This is a genomic window from Mesorhizobium loti, from assembly GCF_013170705.1.
Classification (GTDB): Bacteria; Pseudomonadota; Alphaproteobacteria; order Rhizobiales; family Rhizobiaceae; genus Mesorhizobium; species Mesorhizobium loti_D.
Window position 1 is genome coordinate 6,679,012 of record NZ_CP033334.1, and the last position, 19,892, is coordinate 6,698,903.

A 19,892-nucleotide genomic window follows, 5' to 3' on the forward strand; every position below is an offset into this window, starting at 1 on the left:
CTGCGGAGCGAAGACGCCGACGAATGCGATTCGCCATGGACATCCACGCGCTGGACGACCGGCGCACTTGCCTCGGGCATCGATTTCATGGCGCGAGATGGATGATCACATGCAACACGATGCTCGCAACTCCGAGCAAAGTGCCAGGCGGATCTCGTCACGCTGCATATCGCTTCGAAAAATGAAAAGGCCCAATTCAAAGTCCGAGATGAATGACGTGGTCCCTGTTGTGCCGTTGCACGAGAGGGCTCTGGACATCTTTGAAACGTCAAAAGCGCTCACCGCTCCGTCTGGACTGGAAGCCACGTTGGCCAACGTCGTCGATCTCCTGCCATCGTTGGTGCAGGTGCGGCACGGCATCATCTCGCTCTGCGGCGGTGCCGGCATACCGGACATGACCGTCGGCGCCGGCTGGAGCGAAGACAGCGATGTGCGCTACCGGAAGCATCTGCCACGGACGGCGATCGACCAGATCATAACGACGGGCATGGCACTCGTCGCCGAGAACATAGCGTTGGATCCGGCCTTTAACGCCGCCGACAAGGACGTGCTCGGGGTGTCCGACAACATGAATGTGTCGTTCATCGGCGTACCCATTCGCGTCGATGCGAACGTCGTGGGCACGCTGACCATCGACCGCATCCTGGACAACAAATCAGGTTCCCTTCTCGATCACGACCTCCGCCTCCTCACCACAATCGCCAATCTGGTTGGGCAGACAGTGAAGCTGCATCGCATGTTCGCGTCCGACCCCGAGCGACTGATGGCCGAGAGAATCCGGATGCAAAAGCAATTCGGCGAACTCGAGCAGCCTGGCCATGAGGGCAAGAGGGCTCATGTCAAGGGGATCATTGGCGACAGCCCGGCGCTGCGCGGGCTGCTCGAGAAGGTCGCGTTAGTGGCCAGGTCCAACAGCACCGTTTTGCTGCGCGGCGAATCCGGGACCGGCAAGGAGCTGGTCGCCAAGGCCGTTCACGAGCTGTCGGGGCGCGCCAAGCGGCCGTTCATCAAGCTCAATTGCGCAGCGCTCCCTGAGACGGTCTTGGAATCCGAACTGTTCGGTCACGAAAAGGGTGCCTTTACCAGTGCATTCAACACGCGCAAGGGGCGCTTTGAGCTCGCCGACAAGGGGACGTTGTTTCTGGACGAGATCGGTGAGATTTCGGCCTCGTTCCAGGCAAAGCTGCTGCGCGTGCTGCAGGAGCAGGAGTTCGAGCGCGTCGGCAGCAACCAGACGATTAAGGTCGACGTTCGCGTGATTGCCGCCACGAACAGGAATCTGGAAGACGCGGTTGCAAGGAACGAGTTTCGCGCCGACCTTTATTACCGCATCAGCGTTGTTCCCTTGCTGGTGCCGCCATTGCGCGAAAGGCGCGGTGATATTCCGCTCCTTGCCGCTGAGTTTCTCAAGAATTTCAACAGCGAGAACGGCCGTACGATGGTCTTCGATGCGAGTGCGACTGAAGTGCTGATGAACTGTGCTTTTCCCGGAAATGTCCGCGAGCTTGAAAATTGCGTGCAGCGGACAGCGACCCTCGCAGCGGGAACGCCAATCGTCAGAAACGACTTTGACTGCTCACACGGCCGATGCCTTTCCGCGATGTTATGGAAGCACGCGTCTAAGGAGACTTCGCCGAAATTCGAGGCGATCGCACCATCGCCACTAAACCCGGCCATGAAATCATCTGGTGCCTTTGCATCGGCCGCCGTTGCGACCCCGCCTGTTGACAGCGAGCAGGCACTGCCAGCGCCTGATCGGATAGGCCTCGTGAGCGACGGGAAGATGACCGATCGCGAGCGTCTCATCGCGGCGATGGAAAGATCCGGCTGGGTACAGGCAAAGGCAGCGCGCCTGCTTGGATTGACGCCGCGCCAGATTGGCTACGCGCTGAGGAAATACGGTATCGAGATCAAGTGTCTCTGAACGAGCTGTCGAACTTTCGATATGTGGCGGCCGCGCGACAGAGCGAGCGAGGCGAATAGCTGGGTCAAATCAAGGGTTGGTTCATTCGGCACGGACCTCCGCGAGGCGGTCCAGCCCCCTACCGGCGCCAAGAACGGCCCGCACGGCCGCCCGATCAAGTTGGTTGGGAACGCAGCACCGTTATGGTCGCTCTGTCGGTCCTGTCGATCGGCTCTGCGAACTAGTGCAATGAGGATTTGCCTGTGTAAAACCAGTTCGCCGGGTAGCCGGGCAGTGCGCCGGCGTTGTCGACGGAGTTCGCGTTGGAACCGTCCCTGTAGTACCCCACCGTCTGAAAGATGAAGCTATTGCGTTCGATATCAACGAGAGCGATGACGTGCGGCCTCCACCCTAATCTCGGATCGAAATCGTTCGTCGGATCCTGGAAACGTGAGTCAACGCCCGCGGTCAGGTAATCCTTGCTGCCGTTCGCCGAATCCGCAGAGCATGTTATTGTTTTCCCCAAAAACGTGCGGTTTGTCGCGGCTTCTGTCACCGGAGAGTTCGTGCATGCCTTATCACCGTAGGGTCGGTGATCGCCCTCGCGGGCTAAAGATTGAGAGTCGCCTCGACAAGCGTCGGTTCTGTCACTGCGGTCAGGTCCCACGCTCACATCGTGCCGCTCATTTTCGATTGCTTCGGGAGTTGGTTGACCCCTAAGAAACTGTTTTAGCTGCAGGATAAGCTTTCTCATTGCAGTCTCCCGATGCTGCCGCGACGAAGCACTTCGTATACCGCTCACCGAGCCATTGCGGTAATCGTTTGCCGTTATGAATGCATTTGCCGGATGGATGTTTTCACGTGCTCTTCGCCCTGCTGCCTTCAGTGACGGGCGGGACCGCGGCGGCCTGCACTTGGCGACATTCGACGCGCGAAGCCGCTGGACGAGGACGTTGGCGATGCCCGCGCAGGACTGCCAGCTTGTAGCCAAAGGGCCATTGGGCCGATGCAGTGACCAACTGGCCAGCACGGCTCTCCGAGGCGGCTTATTCGCTGCTCGTGCTCAGCAAGAAAGGGTCGGGCCTCAGAGCGTGGGGCATGAACGTCGCCAACTGCGCAGTATGCCTCCGGCCTTTGTTGCTGTTGCCCGCGCGCTCGCCGTCATTCTGCGTCGCATGAGAGGTCGGTCTCGTCCAGCAACACAAGCTTCGCCGGACCCGCGAAGGCAGGCGCTCAAGGCGCTTTGGCTGATCCGCACCGACTGCTCACCTCCGTTCAAGGATTTTGAATCAGCACCAAAGCAACTGTCACATGACCATCGAGTCATCATCACAGGACATGCTGTAGTTGCAGCTCGGTCGGCTGGTCCGTAAAAACAGATCGGGATCATCGTCGGCCCGTAGTCCGAGATATTCGACTTCTCTGTAGCCGGCGGCTAGGATGGCGTCGCCTCTCGCAGTGCCTTGGCCAGCCTCTCGGCCGCTTTAACAGTATTTCGCTTTGGGGGATCGCCACGCGCTGCGCGGCCGGCAGCTGAGAATTGCGATCGCCCATCCATGGCTTTGCGCCTTTTCGGAAAGGCGATGATCTCGAGAAAGCGGGCAGAACGGCGCACGAGTTTCAACTGCTGGAAATCTTTCTCGCCAAGAAGGCCGGACCAGCAGCGGTCTGGAAAAGAGCTTCGTCACCAATCGCGCCACGCCGTCGCCGAACGCGACGCACAGCCTTCGCTCACCCCGCTCACCGCGACAGCGGTGGCAACCACTCGAGATACATCTCTCTTGCGGCGCGTAAAGCATCCGGCGCCTAGCAGCTTGGCAGCATCCTCATGCTCCGTGGGTGGATAGGCGGCAACGTCGGCGGCGGTCGTTGAACTGCTTCGCGAAGAGGTAAGGATCACCCGGTCGGCGCGTTGAAGTGCGGCGCGCACCAGGCTGAGAGGGCCTTCATGCAAGGGCGCGACCTTCATGCCCAGCCTGCCATGCCGCCACGGATTTGCGCGACTCGGTGGCGGTCCGGACGACCCGTGTGCTCATGTCGCTTCTCCTCCTTTGATGGCTTTCGGTTCATCGCCGAAGACATGTTCGGCCGCCGGAAACCGGCGCTCCTTCACGTCGCACGCGTAGGCCTCGATCGCTGCCGAAGCGACCTCTCCCAGTTCGACATAGCGCTTGACGAATTTCGGCCGGAAGTCGCCGAACAGGCCCAGCATGTCGTCGACGACCAGGATCTGCCCGTCGCAGGCCGCGGAGGCGCCGATGCCGATCGTCGGGATTGGGATTTCCTCGGTGATGCGGCGGGCGAGCGGTTCGGGCACTTTTTCCAGTACGACGGAAAAGGCGCCAGCCTCGCTAACCGCAAGAGCATCGCGCCAAATGCGCTCGGCATCCTCGCCCCTGCCCTGCACGCGATATCCGCCAAACACGTTGACCGCCTGCGGCGTCAGGCCGACATGCGCCATGACCGGGATTCCGCGCGCTGTGAGGAAGCGGATCGTCTCGGCGGTCGTCGCGCCGCCCTCGAGCTTGACCGCAGCGCATCCGGTCTCCGCCATAAGGCGCGCGGAATTGCGGAAGGCCTGCTCTAGGCTTTCTTCGTACGAGCCGAACGGCATGTCGACGAACAGGAGCGCCCGCTCCATTCCCCGCCGAACCGCCTTGGCGTGCATGATCACCATATCGAGCGTGACACCGAGCGTGGAGGGAAGGCCGTGGAGAACCATGCCGACGCTGTCGCCGACAAGAACGACGTCGCAGTGGCCGTCAACCAACCTTGCGACCGGCGTGGTGTAGGCCGTCAGGCAGACCAGCGGCGTGCTGCCCTTTCGCGCACGGATGTTCGGCGGCGTGATCGCCTTGACGACACCAGCGGCGCTCAATCCACGTCTCTCCTCACCCAACGTCACCCCGGCCAGTGTCGCGTTTGGCATATTTTTGTCGAGGTGCGAAGAGGTAAAATCGCCAGAGCGCGTGGTGTTGACGCGACGGGTGGTATGATAAAGAACAGAACTAAATCGGTTTAGACAGGCGGAGCTCTGCCAAGTAGGTCAGGAACTATGGATCAGGCAAAGGGACCAAGGAAAGGCAGAGTCACAGGCAAGACCAACGACGTCAACGCGGACCTCATCGCAGTCGTCGTTGCCGTGAACGACGCAGGACCTTGTGTTCTGACCATCGAACAGGGGGACACCCTTCCCTCGGGCCCGTTTGAGCTCGCTCATCGTTCGCTCCAGTCGGGCCTCAGGGCATGGGTGGAACTGCAGACCGGTCAGCCTCTCGGTTATATCGAGCAGCTCTACACCTTCGCCGATCGCGATCGGATCGGCGCCAACGAACGCGTGATCTCGATTAGCTATCTCGCACTCACCCGCGAAGACGATGCGGGCGCCTCGGGCAGGCGCAGCTGGGCCAGCTGGTACGACTATTTCCCCTGGGAGGATCATCGCTCCGGCAGGCCTTCGATGCTGGAAGAACTGTGGCCGCGCCTTATCGAATGGGCGGACGGCGCGGACGACGGCGCGACGCGCTTCGATCGCCGCCGGCGAGCGGCGGTCGCCTTTGCCTTGGACGACCGGGCATGGAACGAAGAGCTCGCGCTGCAGCGCTATGAGCTGCTGTATGAGGCCGCCCTGGTAGAGGAAGCAAAACGCGGCGGAGATTCGGCCATCCTCGCTCCGGTGCCGGGCAGATCGATGAGCGCCGATCATCGCCGCATTCTGGCCACGGCTATTGCGCGGCTGCGCTCCAAGATCAAATACCGGCCTGTTGTGTTCGAACTGATGCCGCCGCTCTTCACGCTTTTACAGCTACAAAGAACCGTGGAGGCGCTCTCCGGCAGGCTCATCAACAAGCCGAACTTTCGCCGGCTCATAGAGCAGCAGGAGCTGGTTGAGAAGACCGGGGCGACGACCGCCGAGACCGGCGGCCGGCCGGCGCAGCTCTACCGCTTCCACCATGCTATTCTAGACGAGAGGCCTGTGGCCGGCACAAAATTGCCGCTCGCACGGGCTTGACACCACTTATAGTCACAACGATTATATAGGCCTTATAATCGCGTTGACTATAACTGGAGGCTCGATGAGCGCCGTCCTGCCTTCGAGCGCCTCACTATACGACCGCGTTCGGCGCGTTATCCCACCAATCGAGTGGCCACTCTTCGTCGAGGACATCGACGCTATCCTGAAACTGAAGCGACAGCGCAACGCGGTCATACTGGCGCATAATTATCAGACGCCGGAGATTTTTCACTGCGTGGCTGACATCGTCGGCGACAGCCTGGCGTTGGCCCGAAAGGCAATGACGGTCGATGCCGATATCATCGTTCTGGCTGGCGTGCATTTCATGGCGGAAACAGCCAAGCTGCTCAATTCCGACAAGACAGTGCTCATACCGGACCTCGAGGCCGGTTGCTCACTTGCCGACTCGATCACGGCCGAAGACGTACGCCTGATGCGGCAGCGCTATCCGTCCGTTCCGGTCGTCACCTACGTCAACACCTCCGCCGCGGTGAAAGCCGAGTCAGACATTTGCTGTACCTCAGGCAACGCGCTTGCAGTCGTAAAATCGCTTGGCGCGCCGCGTGTGATTATGCTGCCCGATGAATATCTGGCGAAGAACATCGCGGCGCAGACCAAGGTCGAGATCATTGCCTGGAAGGGGCGCTGCGAGGTGCATGAGCGCTTCACAGCGGCCGACATCCGCGAGCTGCGTGAGGCCCATCCCGGCATCAGTGTACTTGCCCATCCCGAATGTCCGCCCGAAGTGGTCGCGGAAGCCGATTTCGCCGGCTCGACAGCAGCGATGTCCGATTATGTCGCCCGGCATAAGCCGGCGCGTGTGATGCTGATGACGGAATGTTCCATGAGCGACAACGTCGCGGTCGAGCATCCGGACGTGGATTTCGTGCGCCCATGCAATCTGTGCCCGCACATGAAGCGGATCACGCTTCGTAATATCCGGACCGCGCTCGAGGAGAACCGCCACGTCGTCACGATCGACCCGCGTGTTGCTGACCGGGCCCGCTGGGCTGTCGAGCGCATGCTCTTCGTATGACGCAGGACATTGACATTGGCGGGGCGCCGGTCATTGTCGGCGCTGGCCTCGCCGGCCTTCTCACGGCGCTGCATCTGGCGCCACAACCGGTAGTTCTTCTCTCCAGAACTCCGCTCGGGACCGAAGCCTCCAGCACGCTCGCCCAGGGCGGGCTCGCAGCCAGCCTCGGCGAGGACGATAACTCGGAACTCCACCTCGCCGATACGCTTGCTGCCGGGGACGGACACTGCGACGAACAAATGGCCAGGCGGGTGATTGAGGCCGCACCTCAAGCCGTCGAGAACCTCATTCGTCTTGGTGCTCCCTTCGACCGCTCGCTAGACGGGAGGCTGCGGCTCGGCCTGGAAGCGGCGCATTCACGTCGCCGGATCGTCCACGCCGCCGGCGACGCAACCGGCCGCGAGTTGTTTCGGGTGCTGCTCGGCGTGGCGCGGCGAACCCGTTCGATCACGATCATGGAAGGCATGACAGCGCTTCGCCTGGTTGTCGCCCAGGGCAGCATTGTGGGCTTGCTGGCTGTTCTGCACGGCGGCGTGTTCGCATTGCCCTCGCGCCGTGTGGTGCTGGCCACCGGTGGTATAGGTGGTCTCTTTTGCGACACAACAAACCCGCTCTCCTCATTCGGCCACGGTCTTGCGCTTGCGGCCTGTGCTGGAGCGGAGCTCGCCGATCTCGAATTTGTGCAGTTCCACCCGACCGCGTTCGATGGTCCGCGCCGGCCAATGCCGCTTGTCAGCGAAGCGGTGCGCGGCGAAGGCGCGGTGCTGATCGATGAGCACGGCCATCGCTTCCTGGCAGACACGCCCGGGGCAGAACTCGCGTCGCGCGATGTGGTCGCGAGGGCGATCTCCGATCAGCTCGCCGCCGGGCATCGTGTGTATCTCGATGCACGACAATGCCTCGGGCCGAAATTCGCAAAACGCTTTCCAGCAATCGACGCTGTTTGCAAGCAGGCCGGTATCGATCCCGCCCTGGAGCCAATCCCCGTGCGTCCGGCGGCACATTATCACATGGGCGGAGTGGCCGTTGACGCCGAGGGGCGGAGCTCCGTGACTGGCTTATGGGCGTGCGGCGAGGTCGCCCGTACCGGATTGCATGGCGCCAACAGGCTGGCCAGCAACTCGCTCTCCGAAGCGGTCGCAACATCGGCTTGGGTGGCGGCAAGCGTCGCTGGCACTTGCGCGGGGTGGCAATGGCCCAGGCTTCCCGAGATAGTGCCCGCGCGACCGAACCCGTCATCTATACGCCAGGTCGCTTCCGATGCACTCGGGATAGTCCGCAACGGCAAGAGGCTGCGCGAAACAATCACGACACTGCTGCCATTGGCCGTTGGCGAGACGGCCGCGGCCGATCCGGCCCTGGTGGCATTGTTGATGGCGATCTCAGCCCTTCGGCGCGAGGAGAGCCGGGGTTCGCATTACCGATCCGATTTCCCCGGGCGCGATGCTGCCGCCTGCCCCTCACGACTGACGCTCTGCACAGCTTTTGAGAATGCCGTCACGCTCAGATGGCAAGCATCCGAACGGAGCCGTTGATATGACTTCACTTGCACCACTTCCCCAGATCATCATGGAGCCGATCGTACGAAATGCCCTTCTGGAAGATTTAGGCAGAGCCGGCGACATCACGAGCGATGCAATCATCCCCGCCGATTGCAAAGCCACGCTTTCGCTGAACGCGCGCCAAGCGGGCGTTGTTGCCGGGCTCGACTTGGTGATGTTTGCCTTCCTGCTGGTCAATCCCGGGATCAGTATCCAGCTGCGGTGTCCTGAGGGCGGCAAGATTTCGACCGGCCAGACCATCGCGATCGTAAACGGGCCGGCGCGCAGCCTGCTGACGGCCGAACGGACGGCGCTCAATTTCTTGTGCAAGCTGAGCGGCATCGCAACGGCAACGGCTACGCTCGTAAACGCGGTGCGCGGCCATAACGCAAAGATCGTGTGCACACGCAAAACGACGCCCGGCCTGCGTGTCCTGGAAAAATATGCGGTACGAGCGGGCGGCGGGGCCAATCACCGCTTCGCGCTCGACGACGCCGTGCTGATCAAGGACAACCACATCGCCATTGCCGGCGATATCCGCACCGCAATCGAGCGGGCGCGTAGCGCCATAGGTCACATGGTCAAGATCGAGGTCGAGGTGGACAGGCTGGATCAGTTGGAGATAGCGCTTGCAGCGGGCGTCGACGCCGTGCTCCTCGACAACATGTCAGTCGAGGACCTTGCGCAGGCAGTGGCTATGGTCGGGGGCCGTGCGATCACGGAGGCTTCAGGCCGGGTAACGCGGGCGAGCGCCGCGGCAATTGCGGCGACCGGCGTCGACCTCATATCGGTCGGCTGGCTTACCCACAGCGCGCCCATTCTCGACATCGGTCTCGACATGCCGGCCGACCGAAATTGCAACAGACATCTGAACTGAGGGAGAGGACATGAACCGGGATCGCAGGAACTCCTTTGGTCGCAGGCTAACTTGCGTCAGCACGTCCCCGGTTCCACCAACAGCCGATGCAAGCCTGCACGGTGCCAAGCGACACGCTTCAACGACGGAGGCGGGATCGACGGACCAGCAAGGTACAGAAGGACGCGTTGAAGCCCTTGGCGTCATCATCTGCCGACTCGACGAGATGCGCCAGTTGGCGGCCTCTCATGGGCTGGAACTTCTCGGTTATCTGCTGGACGTCGCGTTCACCGAATCCTGCGACGCGATCAGAAAGGAGCATTCCTGTGCTCAGAGCCAAACAATGGAAACTGTAATCCCCGCGGATGACGTGAGTTGAGCCTGCGGGCAGCAGTTGGAGAGTCCGCTCGAGCGCGCCACCAATCGCATTTCGATAGAAGACTTCCCGCTGGGCATGCGCCTTGTCTTCAGCATCCACTGCAACGCTCCCGGTCAAGGACGGAAGATTATGGAGAACAAGACCGTTATGAACGAACTCAGCCCAGACCTGACCTCGGATCCAATCGGATGGGCGCTTCCCCCCTGGACGCGAGCGGAAGCTCAGGCGGTCTACGACCTGCCCTTCAACGACCTGCTTTTTCGGGCTCAGACGGTCCACCGCGAGAATTTCGATCCCAATAAGGTCCAGCTCAGCCGCCTTCTCAGCATCAAGACAGGCGGCTGCCCGGAGGATTGCGGTTATTGCAGCCAGTCGGCGCATCACGAAAGCGGGTTGAAGACGTCGAAGCTGATGGAGGTCCGGCGCGTCATCGCCGAGGCGACCAAGGCGCGCGATGCCGGCGCCACCCGCTATTGCATGGGCGCTGCCTGGCGAAACCCCAAGCCGCGCGACATGGATGCCGTGGTGGCGATGGTCGAGGGCGTCAAGGCGCTCGGCATGGAGACCTGCATGACGCTGGGCATGCTCGATCTCGAGCAGGCCGCTCGCCTGAAAGAGGCCGGTCTCGACTACTATAACCACAACATCGACACCTCCGAGCGCTACTACTCAGAGATCATCTCGACCCGCACGTTTTCCGAGCGTCTCGATACGCTCGCCAATGTCCGCGACAGCGGCATCAAGGTCTGTTGCGGCGGCATTGTCGGCATGGGTGAAGAGCCGCTGGACCGGATCGACATGCTGGTGACGCTGGCCAATCTGCCGGAGCATCCCGAAAGCGTTCCGATCAACATGCTGATCCCGATCGAGGGCACTCCGCTGGCCGAGGCTAAACCCATCGAGCCGATTGAATTCGTGCGCGTGATCGCGCTGGCCCGCATCATGATGCCGAAATCGCACGTCCGCCTTTCCGCCGGCCGCACCGCTATGACCGACGAGATGCAGGCGCTGTGCTTCCTTGCCGGCGCCAACTCGATCTTCGTCGGCGACACGCTGCTAACGGCGGACAATCCGGGCGAAGGCAAGGATACTCTTTTATTGCAGCGTCTTGGCATCGAGCCGATGGAAATCGGCACGCAATGAACGAGGCACCGCTTGCCCGGTATGAGGCATCCTTGCGCGGACTGGCGCGCAAGGACCGGCTGCGGACGCTTGCGCCGCGCGCCGGCCTCGACTTCTCGTCGAACGACTATCTCGGACTTGCCGCCTCCAAAAGACTTGGCGAAGCGGTTGCGGCGGCGATTGCCCGGGGAACACCGGTCGGCGCCACAGGGTCGCGGCTGTTGCGCGGCAACGCGCCGGAACATGAGCAGCTGGAGGCGGACGCGGCGGCGTTTTTCGGGGCCGATCGCGCGCTGTTCTTCGGCAGCGGCTACATCGCCAACTTCGCTCTCCTGACCGCACTGCCGCAGAAGGGCGACCTGCTGGTCCTCGACGAACTCGCCCATGCCAGCATGCATGAGGGCGCACAGGCTGGGCGCGCTGAGTTCGGGCTGGCCGCGCACAACAACGTCGACGCTGTCGAGGATGCGATCACCCGCTGGCGCGCTGAAGGCGGCGTGGGGCGCGTCTGGATCGCGGTCGAAAGCCTTTACAGCATGGATGGCGACCGCGCGCCGATCGAGAGCCTCGTCGCGCTTGCCGATCGGCACGAGGCATTCATCGTCGTCGACGAGGCGCATGCCACCGGCGTCTGGGGACCGGACGGCCGCGGACTGGCCGCCGCTTTCGAGGGCCGCGACAACATCATCGCGCTCCACACATGCGGCAAGGCGCTCGGCGCGTCGGGCGCGCTCGTCACCGGACCGCGAACGCTGTGCGACTATCTCGTCAACCGGTGCCGGCCATTCATCTACGCCACCGCGCCGTCGCCGCTGATGGCAGTGGCGGTACGCGAAGCGCTTGCCATGCTGTCTGATGAGCCCATGCGCCGCGTTCAACTGCACGAACGCGTTGCCTCCGCCGGCCGGCAATTGGCCGAGCGCTGCGGCGTGGCACCCAGCGGCTCGCAGATTCAGCCCTTTGCCATCGGCGACAACAGACGCACCATGGCGGTGGCGGCGGCGCTCCAGGCGCGCGGTTTCGACATTCGCGGCATTCGTCCGCCGACGGTCCCCGAGGGCACGTCGCGCCTGCGCATTTCCCTGACGCTCAACGTCGACGAAGCCGACATTTCCGCCATGGTCGAGGCGCTCGCCGAGGTGTTGGCCCCGGCATGACCAAACGCATCGTCGTCACCGGAACAGACACCGGAATCGGCAAGACAGTGTTCTCGGCCGGGCTCGCCGGCCTGCTCGACGGCTTTTACTGGAAGCCCGTGCAATCGGGCCTCGACGAGGAGACTGACAGCGAGGTCGTTGCCCGGCTTTCCGGTCTACCGGCCGGGCGCGTCCTGCCGGAAGTTTACCGTCTGAGGATGCCGCTGTCACCGCATCGTTCGGCCGAAATCGACGGCGTCTCGATCGAGGCGGCTGACCTCTCGGTTCCCGCCGTGCCGGGACCGCTGATCATCGAGGGCGCGGGTGGGGTGATGGTGCCGCTCAACCGGCGGACAAGGTTCATCGATATATTCGCGCAATGGCAGCTGCCGGTCATCCTTTGCGCCCGCACCGCGCTCGGCACCATCAACCATACCCTGCTGTCGATCGAGGCTCTGCGGGCCCGCTCCATCCCGCTCATCGGCATAGCCTTCATCGGCGAAGAGGTGGCTGAGACACAAAGTACAATCGTGGAATTCGGCGGCATGCCGCAGCTTGGCAGGCTGCCGCACCTCAATCCGCTGACGGGTGAAACGCTGAGAGATGCGATGGTTGCCGGTTTCGACCCTACCCTGATTGCCGGAGGCGACTGATGTCGCAGTCTAGAGTCTGGCATCCGTTCACCCAGCACGCCCTTGAGCCCGCGATCCCCGAGATCGTGCGGACGGAAGGCGCCTATCTCCACAAGGCCGACGGCACGCGCATCCTGGACGCGATTTCATCCTGGTGGGTCGTCACCCATGGCCATCGCCATCCCCGCATCATGAAGGCCATCGAGGCGACCGCGTCGAGCCTCGACCAGATCATCTTTGCGGGCTTCACTCACGAGCCGGCCGAACGGCTCGCCGAGGCGCTTGTCGGCCTCGCTCCCGCCGGCCTCGACCGGGTGTTCTATTCCGACAGCGGCTCGACCTCCGTCGAGGTCGCGCTGAAGATGGCGCTCGGCTATTTCCGCAACATCGGTGCACCGCGTTCGCGCATCGTCGTCATGGAGCACAGCTACCACGGCGACACCATCGGCACGATGAGCGTCGGCGCCCGTGGCGTGTTCAACGCCGCCTACGAGCCTTTGCTGTTCGAGGTCGACACCATCCCCTTCCCGGCCGTCGGCCGCGAGCAGGACACGCTGGATCGGTTCGAGGCGGTGAGCCGCGACCGGCGCGCCGCCGCGCTGATCGTAGAGCCGCTGGTGCTTGGCGCAGGCGGCATGCTGATGTATCCGGCCTCGGTTGTCACCGAATTGAAGAAGATCACTGAGGCCTCCGGCACGCTGCTGATCGCCGACGAGGTGATGACCGGCTGGGGGCGCACCGGAACCATATTCGCCTGCGAGCAGGCGAACATCTCTCCAGATATCCTGTGCACCTCGAAAGGCTTGACCGGTGGTGCCATCCCGCTGGCCGTCACGCTCGCCACCGACCCCATCTTCCAGGCCCATTATTCCGAGGATCGGCAGAAGACCTTTTTCCACTCGAGCTCCTACACCGCCAATCCGATTGCCTGCGCGGCGGCACTCGCCAATGTCGAGATCTGGCGTGACGAGCCGGTGACTGAGCGCATCGCGGCCCTGAGCGCGAGACAGGCCGCCGGACTTCGGCGCTTTGGCGACAGTCCCTACTTCGCCGACAGCCGGGCGACCGGCACGATCGCGGCCCTCGACCTGCGCGCCGGATCTGCCGGCTACCTGGCCGAGATCGGGCCGAAGCTGCGCGCGTTCTTCCTCGAGCGCGGTCTGCTCGTGCGCCCACTCGGTAATGTCCTCTATCTTCTGCCACCCTATTGCATCACCGGCGAGGAACTGGACGGGCTCTATGACGCCATCGAGGAGGCCGGCGAACGTTTCGGTTCGAGATCATGAGCAGGTCGTCGTGCGTTCTCGGATTTGGTCATCATGCGCCCTCGCGCAAGGTGGAGAATCCGGAAATCGAAAATCGTCTCAGGCTCGAGCCCGGCTGGATCGAGCGACGCACCGGGATACGGTCGCGCTTCTGGGCAAACGACGAAGACACGCTGTCGGGCCTTGCCGCGCATGCAGGCGACATGGCGCTGGCGAACGCCGGCATCGACCGCAGCGACATCGGCTTGCTGTTGCTCGCCACCTCGACGCCCGATCACCTCCTTCCACCAAGCGCGCCGCTGGTTGGACATAGACTGGGACTGGGCCGTGCCGGTGCGATCGACTTGACCGGCGCCTGCGCCGGCTTCATCTATGCACTGATGTTCGCCGACGGCTTCACCCGCCTGCATGGCAAGGCGAGCCTTGTCATTGCCGCCAACATCCTCAGCCGTCGCATCAATCCGGCCGAGCGTGCCAGCGCCGTGCTGTTTGCTGATGCCGCCGGCGCCGTGGTGATTGGTCCATGCGATGACCCGGATCGGGGCATTCTCGGCGCTTCGGTGGATTCGGACGGCTCGCGCTACGGGCTGATCCAGATTCCCGCCGGCGGAAGCAACACTCCGTTCCATGGCGACCTCGACCTCGAGCAGACCCGGATGACGATCACCGACGGCCGCGAAGTATTTGCCAAGGCCGTGGACATGATGACTGCCTGCTCGCAGGAAGCGCTCACTGCTGCCCGCATGCAGCCACAGAATATCGATCGGTTTGTGCCGCACCAGGCCAATGCCCGCATTTTCGATGCCGTCGGGAGAAACCTCGGCATCGCGGATGACGCGATCGTCAAGACGATCGCCGAGTATGGCAACTCTTCCGCCGGGACGATCCCGCTGTCGCTCTCTCTGGCCCATCAGGCGGAGCCGTTCCAACAGGGCGAGAAAATCCTTCTGGCAGCGGCAGGTGCGGGTCTCAGCGGAGGCGCTCTCGTCTTCGGGATTTAGCCGCGCGAACCAGTTACCAAGATTCACCTTGTATGATGATGAGGACAACAGAACCAATGCGAAAAATAGTGGCCGGCAAGCTGCACGGCATCCACGTCACCGAAGCGAACCTCAACTACCATGGTTCGATAACGCTCGACCCCGACCACTGCGAGGCAGCCGGGATCCTGCCGATGGAATTCGTGGAGATATGGAATAAGAATTCCGGAGCGCGGATCTCGACCTATGTCATCCTCGGCGAGCGCGGTTCACGGTGCTGCATCCTCAACGGAGCGGCGGCTCGCACCTGTCAGCCCGACGACCAGATCATTGTCTGCAACTCCATCTACCTGGACGAAGCGCATATCACCTCGCTGAAGCCGCGGATCGTCACGTTTGACCAGGATAACCACATACTCGACCGCCTGAGCTACTCAGTCGATGTCGACACAGACGGCCGTTACAGTTTCTCCATTCTTGACGAGGCGAATGAGCCTTTGGTCATTCCTGCCCTGGTCTCCGGGGCGTGAGCCGCGCTCGATAGATGTGCGAGCCTCTTCGCCCCGTTGCAACTTGCTGGGCACTGAAGAGCGTCTAAGACTCGAGCTTCGAAACCCCCATGCCCACTGCGCCTTCGGTACGGCGGGCCTTCGTGCCCGCGAACAGCGGTTTGCATGTCTGAGTGTCCGAATCAAAACGCACCATTGAAGCGGGCCTTCGGCAAAGTGTATCCCGCCGGCGCCAAGCCCTCACCAGCCATCCAACGCCCAATCCGGTCACATATCAGCGCCGGTCGATCGGTGGCTTGGCAGCAAGGCCGAGCCTGGTTCGTTGGGCATCGGCGAAATTTTCGGCGGGAGACTGCGTCTTGAACCGAAGAACTGTCAGTTTGCCGTCCTGGACAGTATGAACGATCCATCCCCCACCGCAACGCTTGACGCGCACGTCATTAGGTTCGCCAGCCACCATTGCTGCCCCTATTTCGTTGCCTTGGGTGAGACTGGAAGTCGTTCCCGCGTATCTGAAAACACGGGGCCTTACGCAACGTCAAGCACTGTTTTTGGGATAGCCGACGCCTTGTCGATTTCAGGGGACGGCGATTCAGGTCCGGCACGTCCGTGCGCGCGGAAATCGCGCTCGGATCGATTTAGATGCGCAGATTATGCATGTTATTTCAGCCTTAATTACCCACAGCTAACGTGAATGGGAACGCCTATGCAATCCGAGTAGCTCTGCAAAAACCCCGCCGCTCTGGTGCCCTCGGCGCGATCACCCAGCACTTCAAGATGTTTCATAGCTCTGGGCCGTTCCGAACGATCAGGGTGCCGGACGGCCACTCGCTCATCGAGCGTTCAATCGGCACAACCACGACGAGCACATCCTCGACGCATGTGGGGGGTAGGTCGAGGTATACATCTGCGAGAGTGGACCGCACGCGAACGCCCGACACAATCGCCGCCAGGCCGTCTCTGCAGAACCTCTCAAAATGATTCCGCATCGCGTGCCGAACGGTGCCGAAAGCGAATGGAACCCCAAGCTGCCGCAACACTGGATACACAACGCGCATTGAATGACTGATCCCTTGTCCCTCAAGATCCGGACGCACCCCGTACAAGCCCAGGTCGGCCACTAGGAGTTCGACCTCGTCAACCTTGATGAAGCGGCGTAGTATGCCGATATGAGCCGCTACGCCATGCGCATCGTAGCTGATTGCGCGGAGTTCTGGCCTCGCACCGGCCCAGCTACGGCCGCCTTCGAATGGTTTTGCGTTGAAGGCCCCAGTCGGTCCATAGGTCTTCAGGAAGAATTCGGAGAGTTCGACATGTTCGGCCTGTTGTAACTCATTTTCCCAGCACAACCTCCACTGCACGTCAGAGCACATGAAAGACCTCATCTTTGTTGCTGTTTGATTGAGGTAAGCCCTACCTTAAGGACGCTGTCGTATCATGCCGGCTCGATGTAGCTTGCGCAGATCATTGAAGAAACTAGCCGCAATGAACATGCGACTTCGTTGTGTTCGGAGCACACCGGGAGGCGATGCACCAGAAATTGCTGCTCGGAGCCAATACAAACATCCATAAGTACCTTTTGGCTTAGATCCTTGATCTTGCTATGCCGTTCTGCAGAATTGGCAAAATCGTTTGTTTCGATGAATGCATCCACGCTATGAATAGGAAAAGCCAGGCGCTCAAAGAGCTTGATCTAAACCTCCGCCCAAGGCGGCCTTTATGACGAGGCTTCGACCCGGCCAGTTGCCCGACCGAGCCGCTCGTCAGTTGCGTTGCTAGACCAACCGACTGCTATCTGGGCGGGAACCTTCATCCACCGTTGATACGCCTCGTCGGGCGCACTGAACGTTTTAGGCTAAATCATTGCCATGCCGCCGTTCACATGAATGGTCTGGCCGGTGATGTAGGCGGCCTCGTTCGAGGCCAGGTAGACGACAGCCGCGGCGACTTCCGCGCCGGTGCCCATGCGCCTGGCCGGAATGGCGGCCATAATCTCTTCTTTCTGCTTGTCCTTCAGCTTGTCGGTCATGGCCGATTCGATAAAGCCTGGCGCCACGCAGTTCACAGTCATGCCGCGAGTCGCGATCTCCTGCGCCAGCGATTTCGACATGCCGATCATGCCAGCCTTTGAGGCGCAATAGTTCGCCTGGCCGGGATTGCCGGTTACGCCGGACACGGAGGTGATGTTGATGATGCGGCCGTTGCGGCGGCGCATCATCGAATGGGTCAGTTCGCGGGTGAGCCGGACCACGGCGGTCAGGTTGACCTCGAGTACCGCGTCCCAATCCGCGTCCGACATGCGGATAAAAAGCCCGTCCTTGGTGATGCCGGCATTGTTGACCAGTATGTCGACGCCTTCGAGTTCGGCTTCCGCCTTTGCGCCCAGCGCCTTCACCTCGTCGCGGTTTGAGAGGTTCGCCGGAAACAGTCTTGTCCTCCCGCCAAGCTCGGCAGCCAACGCCTCGAGCTTTTCGACACGGGTGCCGTGCAGGCCGACGTTTGCGCCCTGCGCGTGCAGCGCCCGCGCCACGGCCTCGCCGATTCCACCGCTTGCTCCGGTGATGAGCGCGTTGCGGCCAGTCAGATCGAACATTGTTATCGATTCCCTCTCTAAGGACCGGCTTCGCACGGAGGCGGTCACCGGCGGCCCTGCGCCTTCCAGACATTATCGGGTATAGCTTTGGACAGACGCTCTAGCCGAACCCGAAGGGCCTCGCTTAACCTTCCGGGCAGCGGCAGGTCCCCGCCGCCTCAACAGTTGAGAATTTTAACAAAAACGGGGCCTCGCTCGTCAGCTTCCGCTGTCACTTGGCGCATTCACCGAGGCGGTCCAAGGGCACGTCCTTCACAATCGTGATCCGGCAGGCATTTTGACACGAAAGATATTGTTACTGGAGGCATCTCGCATGGCTTCTACACCTGCTTGAACGCCAGAACTGCGTTCATGCCGCCCATGGCAAAGGCGTTGCTCAGTGCCACGCGCACCTTGCGCTCGCGCGCCACATTGGGCGTGACGTCGAGATCGCAATCGGGGTCTGGCTCGCGATAATTGGCGGTCGGCGGCACGACGCCCTCCTGGATCGCCATCACGGAGGCGATCATTTCAAGTGCGCTCGCTGCGCCGAGGCAATGCGCGTGCATGGACTTGGTGGACGAGACAGACATCGAATAGGCATAGTGTCCGAAGACGCGCTTGATCGCCGCTGTCTCGGTCTGATCGTTGGCCTTAGTGCCGGTGCCGTGGGCGTTGAGGTAGTCCACGTCCTCGGTATTCAGTCCGGCGTCGGCAAGGCAAGCGCGCATCGCGGCCTCCGGCCCCTCGATAGACGGCGCGACGATGTGGAAGGCATCGCCGGAAAGGCCGATGCCTGCGATCTCGGCAAGCATCGTGGCACCGCGTGCCGCGGCATGCTCATAGCTTTCTAGCACGGCCATGCCCGCACCCTCGCCTAGCACCACTCCCTTCCTATCGGCGGAGAAAGGCCGGCACGTATCCGGAGCGAGCGCGCGCATTGCTTCCCATGCCTTCAGCTGAACCCATACGAGTGGCGCTTCGGCACCTCCGGCAAGCATCACGTCGGCCCGGCCGAGCCTGATCTGATCAGCCGCCGACGCAATCGCATGGTTGCCCGATGCGCATGCGGAGGCGATGCCAAAGACCGGGCCGCGCAGGCCGAGGCTCATGCTGACCTGGCTGGCAGCGGCGCTCGGCAACCCCTTTGGTGCACTGTAAATGCCAGCACGCTTCGCGCCGCCCAAAAGGAGGGCGCGGTAGGTTTCTTCGACCGTTCCCCAGCCCCAGCCGCAGACGCCCACTGTCGCGCCGAAGCGATACGGATTTCCCTCATCGCAGGAAAGTCCGGCGTGTTGCATGGCTTCGCGCGCTGCAAGCACAGCGAGCAAGCTGAGGCGGTCCATCGAGACGAGCTGGTTGCGGCCGATGTCGTGGTTGGGCAGCTCCTTGATCTCGGTACCGACAGTGCCCTTCAGCTCATGAATCTCGGAAGTTACCATCGGGCGGATGGCGGAGCGGCCTTCGCGCATCTCTTTCCAGATAGAGGCGGCGTCGTTGCCTAGGCCGCAAAGCCCGCCCATCCCAGTAATGACGACTCGCCTGTCCAAGTCAGACCTCCTTCGCGAGCAAAACGCGGACGGCTTCCACCATGTCGCCGACACTCTTGAGATTCGACCAGGCGTCGGCCGAGTTCATGTCGATCTTGATGCCGTAGGCTTGCTCCACATCCCAGAGGAGATCCGCCAGACCCAGCGAATCGACTCCGAGTGAGGTCAGTTCCGTGGCAGTCGTTATTTCGCCGATGATGGACACACTCTTTCCCTCGCCGCTCTCCGATTCGACTCGGTTCTTGATCGTGGCAATGATTTCCGTTGCGAGTTGATCAGCCATTCTGTTCCTTTCCATAGTAATGCCTTTTGACGTGGGCGCGGCGCCATGCCTCTGCCAGTCACGTCGCGAAAATCGTCCCTGACCAGGCTTGTGCCACTCGCCAACACCAATCG

Annotated in this window: 18 protein-coding genes; 11 read left to right on the forward strand and 7 right to left on the reverse strand. The window is 61.9% G+C overall.

Features of this window, described 5'->3' with window-relative positions:
* Positions 1-208: 208 nt before the first annotated feature.
* Entirely contained in the window at positions 209-1,924 is a 1,716-nt protein-coding gene (gene nifA, locus EB815_RS32535) for a nif-specific transcriptional activator NifA (protein WP_155249244.1), read from the forward strand.
* A gap of 220 nt (positions 1,925-2,144) precedes the next feature.
* On the opposite strand, the gene EB815_RS32540 is transcribed toward nifA, so the two are convergent.
* The gene (locus EB815_RS32540) at positions 2,145-2,657 is read right to left on the reverse strand and encodes a hypothetical protein (RefSeq protein WP_019863269.1); all 513 of its coding nucleotides are present in this window, start codon (positions 2,655-2,657) and stop codon (positions 2,145-2,147) included.
* A 1,278-nt stretch (positions 2,658-3,935) separates the two neighbouring features.
* The gene (gene panB / locus EB815_RS32545) at positions 3,936-4,781 is read right to left on the reverse strand and encodes a 3-methyl-2-oxobutanoate hydroxymethyltransferase (protein ID WP_065005709.1); all 846 of its coding nucleotides are present in this window, start codon (positions 4,779-4,781) and stop codon (positions 3,936-3,938) included.
* 177 nt (positions 4,782-4,958) lie between these two features.
* Here panB and EB815_RS32550 point away from each other — a divergent pair, with 177 nt between their 5' ends.
* The 4 genes from EB815_RS32550 to nadC all read left to right on the forward strand — a co-directional run bounded on the left by EB815_RS32550 (position 4,959) and on the right by nadC (position 9,372).
* On the forward strand, positions 4,959-5,915 hold the full coding sequence (locus EB815_RS32550) for an NUDIX hydrolase (RefSeq protein WP_019863267.1): 957 nt from the start codon (positions 4,959-4,961) through the stop codon (positions 5,913-5,915).
* Positions 5,916-5,979: 64 nt separating this feature from the next.
* On the forward strand, positions 5,980-6,954 hold the full coding sequence (gene nadA / locus EB815_RS32555) for a quinolinate synthase NadA (protein WP_019863266.1): 975 nt from the start codon (positions 5,980-5,982) through the stop codon (positions 6,952-6,954).
* The gene (locus EB815_RS32560) at positions 6,951-8,489 is read left to right on the forward strand and encodes an L-aspartate oxidase (RefSeq protein ID WP_019863265.1); all 1,539 of its coding nucleotides are present in this window, start codon (positions 6,951-6,953) and stop codon (positions 8,487-8,489) included. Before nadA ends, EB815_RS32560 begins: the two co-directional genes overlap by 4 nt.
* 1 nt (position 8,490) lies before the next feature.
* Positions 8,491-9,372, forward strand: coding sequence for a carboxylating nicotinate-nucleotide diphosphorylase (nadC, locus tag EB815_RS32565; protein WP_065005708.1), 882 nt, complete (start codon positions 8,491-8,493; stop codon positions 9,370-9,372).
* Between the two features lie 118 nt (positions 9,373-9,490).
* On the opposite strand, the gene EB815_RS32570 is transcribed toward nadC, so the two are convergent.
* Entirely contained in the window at positions 9,491-9,829 is a 339-nt protein-coding gene (locus EB815_RS32570; protein ID WP_019863263.1) for a hypothetical protein, read from the reverse strand.
* Between the two features lie 48 nt (positions 9,830-9,877).
* On the opposite strand from EB815_RS32570, the gene bioB reads away from it, so the two are divergent.
* From bioB to panD, 6 genes are read left to right on the forward strand one after another with little or no spacing between them, the layout of a single operon-like run.
* Complete coding sequence (bioB, locus tag EB815_RS32575; protein WP_032921514.1) at positions 9,878-10,873, forward strand: biotin synthase BioB; 996 nt, start codon at positions 9,878-9,880, stop codon at positions 10,871-10,873.
* Positions 10,870-12,009 carry an 8-amino-7-oxononanoate synthase gene (locus EB815_RS32580; RefSeq protein ID WP_065005707.1) on the forward strand — a complete coding sequence of 380 codons (1,140 nt, stop codon included), beginning with the start codon at positions 10,870-10,872 and terminating at the stop codon, positions 12,007-12,009. Before bioB ends, EB815_RS32580 begins: the two co-directional genes overlap by 4 nt.
* Positions 12,006-12,641, forward strand: coding sequence for a dethiobiotin synthase (gene bioD / locus EB815_RS32585; protein WP_019863259.1), 636 nt, complete (start codon positions 12,006-12,008; stop codon positions 12,639-12,641). The genes EB815_RS32580 and bioD overlap by 4 nt, the downstream gene beginning before the upstream one ends.
* Positions 12,641-13,906, forward strand: coding sequence for an adenosylmethionine--8-amino-7-oxononanoate transaminase (locus EB815_RS32590; RefSeq protein WP_019863258.1), 1,266 nt, complete (start codon positions 12,641-12,643; stop codon positions 13,904-13,906). The genes bioD and EB815_RS32590 overlap by 1 nt, the downstream gene beginning before the upstream one ends.
* A complete protein-coding gene (locus EB815_RS32595; protein ID WP_019863257.1) occupies positions 13,903-14,886 on the forward strand; it encodes a beta-ketoacyl-ACP synthase III in 984 nt (327 codons plus the stop codon). The genes EB815_RS32590 and EB815_RS32595 overlap by 4 nt, the downstream gene beginning before the upstream one ends.
* Before the next feature lie 56 nt (positions 14,887-14,942).
* Positions 14,943-15,395, forward strand: coding sequence for an aspartate 1-decarboxylase (panD, locus tag EB815_RS32600; RefSeq protein ID WP_019863256.1), 453 nt, complete (start codon positions 14,943-14,945; stop codon positions 15,393-15,395).
* 761 nt (positions 15,396-16,156) lie between these two features.
* Here the strand turns inward: panD and EB815_RS32605 are convergent.
* From EB815_RS32605 to EB815_RS32620, 4 genes are all read right to left on the reverse strand, one after another.
* Positions 16,157-16,747 carry a NodA family N-acyltransferase gene (locus EB815_RS32605; protein ID WP_027047768.1) on the reverse strand — a complete coding sequence of 197 codons (591 nt, stop codon included), beginning with the start codon at positions 16,745-16,747 and terminating at the stop codon, positions 16,157-16,159.
* A 482-nt stretch (positions 16,748-17,229) separates the two neighbouring features.
* Positions 17,230-17,967: a 3-oxoacyl-[acyl-carrier-protein] reductase gene (fabG, locus tag EB815_RS32610; protein WP_019863254.1), complete on the reverse strand. Its 738-nt coding sequence runs from the start codon at positions 17,965-17,967 to the stop codon at positions 17,230-17,232.
* A 320-nt stretch (positions 17,968-18,287) separates the two neighbouring features.
* Positions 18,288-19,496 (reverse strand): beta-ketoacyl-[acyl-carrier-protein] synthase family protein, encoded by a 1,209-nt coding sequence (locus EB815_RS32615; protein WP_019863253.1) that lies wholly within the window; start codon positions 19,494-19,496, stop codon positions 18,288-18,290.
* A gap of 1 nt (position 19,497) precedes the next feature.
* Positions 19,498-19,779, reverse strand: a complete 282-nt coding sequence (locus EB815_RS32620) for an acyl carrier protein (RefSeq protein WP_065005706.1) — start codon at positions 19,777-19,779, stop codon at positions 19,498-19,500.
* Positions 19,780-19,892: the final 113 nt, after the last annotated feature.